Source organism: Bacillus sp. RB3, from assembly GCF_030164735.1.
GTDB classification, from domain to species: Bacteria; Bacillota; Bacilli; order Bacillales; family Bacillaceae_G; genus Bacillus_A; species Bacillus_A cereus.
Genome location: NZ_JASNGE010000034.1, coordinates 40733 through 49213, shown reverse-complemented (window position 1 = coordinate 49213; position 8481 = coordinate 40733). Strand labels below are relative to the sequence as shown.

Genomic DNA, 8481 nt, shown 5'->3' with positions numbered 1-8481 from the left:
TCTTCTGTTGCGTATTGCTTTCTTAAATATGCAATTCTTTCTTGATTAACCTCTAGGATTGTAACACTACATCCAATTCCAATTGCCATATCACAGGCATTAGTTGCAGCATTCCCTCCACCTAGGATTACAACTTTTCCGGCTGGGATTCCCTCAATACCTGATAATAAAACCCCCTCTCCTTGATGTTGTTTTTCTAAATAATAAGCTCCCATAAATACCGCACGTCTTCCAGCAATTGCACTCATAGGTTTTAATAATGCTAAATTTCCATCCTCACTAATAGTTTCACCAGCAATCGCAGTAGTTCCAGCTTTTCTCATCGCTTCTACACACTCTTTCGACGCAGCCAGATGTAAAAAGCCCCATACAATTAGATCCTTTTTAAAGTAATGGTATTCTGCAGGTAGTGGTTCTTTTACCTTTACTACCATATCAACATCCCATGCCTGACTTTGATTTACTATGCTTGCTCCTGCATTTATATATTCATCATTTGTATAACCAGAACCTAATCCAGCATCTTTTTGTACTAAAACTTCATTTCCAGCTGAAACTAATTTTTGAACATTTTCTGGAGTCATCCCTACACGAGCTTCCCCTTTTTTTATCTCTTTCACTACACCAATTTTCATATCTACACATCCTTTTTTAGAGTGAGTTATAAATTAAATTAATTATTGTCAGATAAATATAAGATTCAAAATATTCACCCTTAAAATATTTTTCAAATATAATTTAATTTATAACATTGGATTGCACCTACAAGATACCATTAGTAAAAATAAGAGGTCAACAATTTTGTGAAACATTTCACAAAATGTTTTATTTAGTTGATTTTCTGTATTTTATATCGAAAATATGATTGAACCCCTCAATACTTTGTGATATTCTTCACAAGAATATATCTTCTCTTTTGAATTTTGATTTACCACTTTACTATATCAAAATATTAAAATACCTCATTTATCCTTATTATTCATATAAAAGAAATCTCGTTTTTAACTTCATGTTTCGAGTTAAATTAAAGAATTTCTTTTAATGTATAATTCATGGAATTTTACTCGCCTCAAATCATGTGAAAATTTTCACATGATTTGAGGCGAAATTAAACTTTCTTTACTTATACGTTTAATTTCTTTTTTATTTAGTATCTGAAATGTATTCAAATTCTCTAGCTGGTAAGGATGAGGGGCGGCTATTTGTATGGATACAGGATATACTATCAAATAATTTAACAAACAGGATAAAGAATTCATAAGAGAATTTATATATTTTTCTAATTGGGAGTGATTATTTTGTCACAACAACAACTAAAAAAGGATATTGGTTTCTTTGCAGCATTAACCACAGTTATTGGTACCGTTATCGGCGCCGGAGTATTTTTCAAGCCCACTGCATTATATGGAGTAACAGGAACAGCTAGCCTAGGATTACTTGCATGGGTCATTGGTGGTATCTTAACCGTTTGCGCAGGACTAACTGCTGCTGAACTATCCGCCGCTATTCCTGAAACGGGGGGAATGATGGCATATTTAAAGAGGACTTATGGAAACTTAACTGCTTTCTTGCTTGGCTGGGCACAAACTGTCATATACTTCCCTGCAAATATTGCAGCTCTTGCTATTATTTTCGGGACACAAACGGTTAGTTTATTTGGCCTAAATGTTAATGAACACAAAATGCTAATTATCGCAATTGCAATTATCACAGCAACATTTGTAACTCTTATGAACTTTTTAGGAGCTAAAGCGGCTGGCGGTATCCAAATGGCTTCGACTATATGTAAATTGCTTCCACTAGCATTGATTATTATTTTTGGATTACTACACAAAAGTGACGTTACTTTTCAGCTTTTTCCAATTGAGGCAGGGCCGAACAAATCTATGATATCTGCCCTTGGATCTGGTTTACTCGCAACAATGTTCGCCTATGATGGATGGATTCATGTAGGGAATATTGCTGGAGAAATGAAAAACCCTAAAAAAGACTTGCCTAAAGCAATCGTATTAGGATTATCAACAGTAATGGTTGTGTATTTATTAATTAATGTCGCGTTCCTAATGGTCATGTCTGCAACATCGCTCGCAGGTACTGATACACCCGCTTCTCAAGTAGCTACAATTCTTTTTGGAGCTATGGGAGGAAAACTAGTTACCATTGGCATTTTAATTTCCGTATTTGGAACGATTAATGGTTATATTATGACAGGAATGCGAATTCCTTATGCCATGGCTATTGAGAACAAACTACCATTTAGTAAATGGTTTGCTACACTATCTAAAAATAGTCGGGTCCCTTATAATTCTGGTCTATTTATGCTATTTATTTCAATAATTATGATGGCCGTCGGCGGATTCAATACTCTTACTGATATGTTGGTATTTGTAATATGGATATTCTACACAATGACATTTCTTGCTGTATTCATCTTACGAAAAAGGGAACCCGAACTTGTGCGACCTTATAAAGTTCCATTGTATCCTTTTATACCATTAGTTGCTATTATTGGCGGATTGTTCATTGTTATTAATACCTTATTCACTCAACCTCTGCTAGCTTTATGTGGAATAGGTCTAACTGCACTCGGCCTCCCTATTTATTACACTATGCGTAAAAAGGGACAATTTGGTTTAGAAAATCATAACGAGTAGACCCGTCTTTCTTAAAGATGTGATACAAAATTTTATGATTAGATTGCAATTAATAAATAGTCTATTTTACTTCTTTATCCTTCTAAAAGATGCATTAGTCTAACAAATAATAAACAAGGAGAACCCTTTTTGGGTTCTCCTTGTTTATTATTTGCCAGTGTTCTAGTTTTTTACCCTAAGTTAATTTACGCTTTATCCATGTTGCATTTCTACCTTTAGAAACTAATTTAATGTATCCCTGTGAATTTAAAGCGTGTAATGTTTTATTTATAGTACTTTCACTTATGTCTGGATACATGTTTCGAATATTTTCTTTAGTAAAAGGATTATCTTGTCTGTCTATGTATTTTTCAATTCTTTTTCTTTTAGTATGAGTGCTAATACAATTTTTTATTACATAATTCAATTCTTTATATGCAACTAAAACAATATCTAAAAAATTTTTCATCCAGAAAACTACATTATGATCGCCTTGATACCAGTGAGCTGCAGATTTATACAGAGCATCATAATAATCTGATTCATATTCTTTGAAATATTTATCTATACATGTATATTTTACAAATGTAAATCCACTTTCAATTAATAACCATTGAATTAATATTTTTGCTAACTTGCCATTCCCTTTATTAAATGGATAAATACATAGGAAATTTAAGATAAATTGAGGAATTAGTAGGAGCGGATGAAAATTCCCTTTAGCCCTTAATGCATTATATTGTTCGCATAGATGATACAAATATTGCGGAACCATATCATATAAAACAACTGTACGTAATTTGAATTGATCTTTTAACTTTGGAATAGAAGATAATACAAGTTCGCTTTTTCTCCAATTACCACTTTCAGAAGTTGAATAATTCATTAATTGGAAGTGCAATTCTTGAATTGTTTGCGGTTTAATAGGTAATTTGTGGTTTTCTTTTTGCACAAGTTCTAATGTTTTGCAATAACAAAATAAAGCGTCCTCTTCCAATGTTTGAGGGCTAGCATGATGAACAAATAATTTTTTTAACTGTTTATTTGAGAATGTAAACTTTTCATATATATTAGGAAAAGTTTTAATATATTGCAGTGATATATTCTTTTCCAAAAGATTAAATATCTCAGGTTTTTGAGTTTGATATGCTGATATTGCTCCTTTATATTCACTGATTTTACTTATAATATTTATTAGTTCTCTTTTAAATTCTAAATTTGTATATTTTTCTTCAAAGAAATTTCTCATCTCGTTCCCTCCTTTTCCTAAGGTTTATTACCAACTTTGTATGCTCTATTATCCCCCTAATTTTCACATTTCCTACTGTATGCTCGTTGTTTTATAAACGTCCAATAAGAATGTAATTAAACGATAGCCAGATGCACATAGAAATCACTCTCTTCCATAAATGTATGTAATTTAATAGATTTCTAATGTTTATTAACAAATAAAAACGCACTTCCTTAAACTTCTAAAAAAGTGCTTTTTATTTAATCAAATATATCTGTCTTTAGTGACTTAAAGGAAACTATGCACAAAAGGTATCAATCTTTTGTGAAAATCATAACATATTTAGCTATAAATAATTATGTCGCTTCTAAAAACGTTCAATCTTGATATGTTATGAACTAATGTCGCACAGAATCTTAATTTCTTAATAATGTTTATAAAATGATTCTTTACAAGATGAAAGTACTTTATTTCTATTTAAACAAACATTTTTTCTATACTATTTGCTTTCAGAGTATATTAGATTAGGTCCCTTTAAACTATTGCTAAGTATTTATATATTCGACATAATTTTATACGATAAATTCATCTTATAGTATTGGTGACATGGTATCTTTTAATGTATGTACAGAATGATTAAAGTTAAACTTTTCTTCCGCATTTAACTCAATTTCTATAATTTCTCGAATACCTTCACGATTAATAACAGCAGGAACTCCTATATATACATCATTATGACCATATTCATTTTCAAGGTATGCAGATACTGTTAATACACTATTTTCATGATGTAGAATTGCCTTTGTTATACGTAATAAAGACATTCCAATTCCATAACAGGTTGCTCCCTTACGTTCAATTATATGATAGGCCGCATCACGTGAACGAACAAAAATTTCGTCTAAGTCACTTTGATTATACTGACTTTTATTTTCTAAAATGGTTTGTAGCTTTTGAACGCCCACTGACACATGACTCCAAACCGGAAGCTCCGTATCACCATGTTCACCAATTATATAAGCATGAACATTATGAGAATCGATCTCAAAATATTCTCCTAACATGTAACGGAAACGTGCAGAATCAAGTGTTGTACCTGAACCAATTACACGTTCTTTCGGCAATCCAGATTCTTTCCAAGTTACATATGTTAAAATGTCCACTGGATTTGTTGCAATTAAGAAAATACCATCGAATCCGCTTGACATGACATTACGTATAATTTCTTTAAAAATCTTAGTATTTTTTTCAACTAAGTCTAAACGTGTTTCACCTGGTCTCTGTGGCAATCCGGCCGTTATTACAACAATTTGTGCATCTTTACAGTCCTCACAGCTACCCTTCCATACTTTTGTTGGTGATGGTGAAAAAGGAATTGCATGACTTAAATCCATTGCTTCTCCTTCTGCTCTTGCTTCATTTACATCTACAAGAACGAATTCTTCTGCCAACCCCTGATTAATCATACAATATGCATAACTACACCCTACGGCCCCTGTACCAATTAAAACTACACGATTAATATTTTTATTCATTTATAGATCCCTCACTATTTATGTTATGTTTTTGTGCATTGTTGTTATTCTAATAAAAAGAGATTTAATTGATTTTGAATAAACAAATAATGAATTCGAAATACATTAATGTTCAATACCAAATAGTTAAACTTAAATTCCTTTTCATATGTATTTCCAGCAAATATTGCTCCAACTTTATTTTTTATTTAACTTAAAAAAATATTATGTATAGCTTCACTAGATAAGATAATTTTTCTTTATCTACATTCCAAAGATTCATTGATATTCTGTGAAAAATCTAGTTTATACATCTAGTCAAATAAAATTGTTAACGCTTACATTTTTATTAAGATTCATTAACTGATTATCACTTCTCATAATGACATTCATGCTTATACTATCTTCATTCAAATCTAATTACTGCAAATTTTAATTTTGTATATCGAAGGTTATCTCACCTATTTTAGCAATAACCCCCTAAAAGCACTTCTATACCAAACAAACTTTTTCAAAATTCATTTTCTAATAAACCTCCCACTAATTTTTTAGAGTTTTCTGTAATAAATTCGACATGTGATCTTGCATTTTATATTAACAAATTTAAGTCACATAAGTTGTGAATGTTTTTTGTATATTTCCCTTCCCTTATATGTCTAACAAAAACAAATAATATATTTTATAAAAGAAAAAAATATATTTAAAAGAATTATTAAAACGGTATTTCCAGCTAATTAAGCCAACTGATATAAAAATAACATTCAAAATAATTATGTTATTTTTATACGAAAAATGATTATATTAGTAGCTTAAATTTTTATTTGTGTTTGTAATGGGATGTTTTCCTCACATTGAGATTCAACTAAATCGCCCTTCTCTTCAGGGGTAGGATTGTTTTGGGTTATATAATGATATACCATGCCAACAAATACAGATCCACCAATAATATTTCCAATTGTAACTGGAATTAAATTATAAATAGCCCCACTAAAAGAAATTGTATTGGGATGTGGCGATACCAGGGAGATTGCAAATAGCGATAAATTTGCAATGCTATGTTCATATCCAGATAAAAAGAATGTAAAAACCAATAACATCATAACAATTATTTTTGCTGTATCCCCTTTTACTTGAGAAGGAAGGAAACATGCTAGACAAACAAGCCAATTACATAAAATAGCTTTGAAAAATAGCTGTATTGTCGGAGTATTCATTTTTACTTCAACAACATTACTTATCAAATGTTCATATTCAATTTGATCAAAAATACCAGTACCATAAAATAATAACGCAAAAAATATTGCACCTACCAGATTACCTAAAAAACAAGCACCCCAGTTACGACAAGTATCTAAGACCGTTGTTTTTTTTCGTAAGGTCGAAATTGTAAAATACATTGTATTCCCAGTAAATAATTCCGCTCCACCATATATTATTAATATAAGTGCAATTCCAAAAAATAAAGAAGCACTTAAATAAGTTGCAGGTGAATTTACAACGTGAAAAAAATCCCCTAATTTAAAACATAATACTATAATAAATCCAATATAGATGCCGGCTAGTAATGCACGAACAAAATATTGTATTGGGTTTATATCTAATATTTGTTTCTTCTTTTGTGCAAGTTTTATAGCATCAGCTATCCCTTGTTCTAACATAAAATTACACACTCCTTTAGTCCATGGTTATTATAAATAATCCTAAGAATAAACTACATGTTTCAATATTCACTTTCAAGATTTTGTTCAACATTTCACAAAATAAACACACTCACTTTACGAAATGATTCAAATGATGTGCAATCTGCTATATTCACTAAATCCTAGAAGTTGCATAATACACGAATATACCTATTCAATTTAGATTAAAAATCTGGCTCTAACCTATGAATTTATTGGGATCCAATTTGTATCCCAATACCCGAATAAAGATAATTTGTGACATATTTTAAAATAAACTACATATCAAGCACTCTGTTTTTAAAATTGGTATAATATGAACGGACATTATTGCTCAATACTTCACAATCGAAAGGGGAAATTGATATGAGAAAACGAAAACGCTTAGTAATAATCGGTAATAGTATATCTAGTTTACGTTGTATTGAACAGATTTTAATACAAAATCCTAATATGTATAGCATTTCTATTTTCAGTGATGAACTCTATCCTCTCTACAATCAAATAAACACTATTTCATTACAATTAGATATTAAAAATAGAATACAAAAGCAATATAATTGGTACAAACAACATAATATTAAGCTTTTTACAAACGAAAAGGTAATAGAAATTGATCGTGAGGACGAGGTCATTGTTACAGATAAACGCCGTATTGTTTTCTACGATAAACTCATCATTGCAACAGGATCTACTGCTTTTATTTTTCCCGTTAAAGGACTGCAATTATTTGGAGTAAATAAACTTAGAACAACTGAAGAAATCCAATTTCTATTAAATATTAAGAAGCATGCAAAAAAAGCTATTATTATTGGTAATGGCATGCTCGGTCTAAAAATTGCACAAAAATTATTTGATTTTGGAATAGACGTCCACGTAGTTCATTTCAGTTCACACTTAATGGCAAAACAAGATATCTTGGCTTGTTCATTACTATGTAACAAGCTAAAAGCAAAAGGGATTCAATTTCTCATGGAAAAAAACACGGTTAAAATCCTAGGTACAGACTATGCAGAGGGGATCCAATTCGAAGATGGCACTATTAAAAAATACGATTTAATTGTAATACCTATTGGTAGGCGACCTAATACACATTTAGCAAAAAAAGCTGGCTTATATGTTAAACGTGGCATAGTTGTTAATAAGTATATGCAAACAAATGATAAATTAATTTATGCAATTGGTGAATGCACTGAACACAATGGTATTACATTAGGATTTCCAGCCCCCCTCCACACACAAGCTACTGTATTAGCCGAGCATATAACAAATGTACAGACAAATACTCTTTTTGCATAATTTCTTAGTTAATTAAAACTAATTCTTTATAACTTTTATCTAAAAAACTCTTCTTAATAATTGTTTAAGAAGAGTTTTAAACCTTTGGAAACACATTAAAGAGAACACTTTAATATTGACACAAT

General features: G+C 30.6%; 6 protein-coding genes. 2 read left to right on the top strand and 4 right to left on the bottom strand.

Annotation, left to right across the window (positions count from 1 at the left end):
- Positions 1-635, bottom strand: a 635-nt coding sequence (locus QO049_RS26020; RefSeq protein WP_481748639.1) for a Rossmann-fold NAD(P)-binding domain-containing protein, incomplete at its 3' end; no start/stop codon positions are given.
- Positions 636-1298: 663 nt separating this feature from the next.
- Between QO049_RS26020 and QO049_RS26015 the strand changes: the two genes are divergently transcribed.
- Positions 1299-2654 carry an APC family permease gene (locus QO049_RS26015; RefSeq protein WP_087964769.1) on the top strand — a complete coding sequence of 452 codons (1356 nt, stop codon included), beginning with the start codon at positions 1299-1301 and terminating at the stop codon, positions 2652-2654.
- A 175-nt stretch (positions 2655-2829) separates the two neighbouring features.
- Here QO049_RS26015 and QO049_RS26010 read toward each other — a convergent pair whose 3' ends face one another.
- From QO049_RS26010 to QO049_RS26000, 3 genes are all read right to left on the bottom strand, one after another.
- A complete protein-coding gene (locus QO049_RS26010) occupies positions 2830-3882 on the bottom strand; it encodes a Fic family protein (protein ID WP_284489633.1) in 1053 nt (350 codons plus the stop codon).
- Positions 3883-4454: 572 nt separating this feature from the next.
- Complete coding sequence (locus tag QO049_RS26005; protein ID WP_098212948.1) at positions 4455-5399, bottom strand: L-lactate dehydrogenase; 945 nt, start codon at positions 5397-5399, stop codon at positions 4455-4457.
- Positions 5400-6187: 788 nt separating this feature from the next.
- Positions 6188-7036: a formate/nitrite transporter family protein gene (locus QO049_RS26000; protein WP_016083475.1), complete on the bottom strand. Its 849-nt coding sequence runs from the start codon at positions 7034-7036 to the stop codon at positions 6188-6190.
- 387 nt (positions 7037-7423) lie between these two features.
- On the opposite strand from QO049_RS26000, the gene QO049_RS25995 reads away from it, so the two are divergent.
- On the top strand, positions 7424-8356 hold the full coding sequence (locus QO049_RS25995) for an FAD-dependent oxidoreductase (RefSeq protein WP_284489632.1): 933 nt from the start codon (positions 7424-7426) through the stop codon (positions 8354-8356).
- Positions 8357-8481: the final 125 nt, after the last annotated feature.

Excerpts from the sequence above, each read along its gene's own strand:
- QO049_RS26010 (WP_284489633.1), bottom strand. The coding sequence starts at position 3,882 with ATGAGAAATTTCTTTGAAGAAAAATATACAAATTTAGAATTTAAAAGA.
- QO049_RS26005 (WP_098212948.1), bottom strand. The coding sequence starts at position 5,399 with ATGAATAAAAATATTAATCGTGTAGTTTTAATTGGTACAGGGGCCGTA.
- QO049_RS26000 (WP_016083475.1), bottom strand. The coding sequence starts at position 7,036 with ATGTTAGAACAAGGGATAGCTGATGCTATAAAACTTGCACAAAAGAAG.
- QO049_RS25995 (WP_284489632.1), top strand. The coding sequence starts at position 7,424 with ATGAGAAAACGAAAACGCTTAGTAATAATCGGTAATAGTATATCTAGT.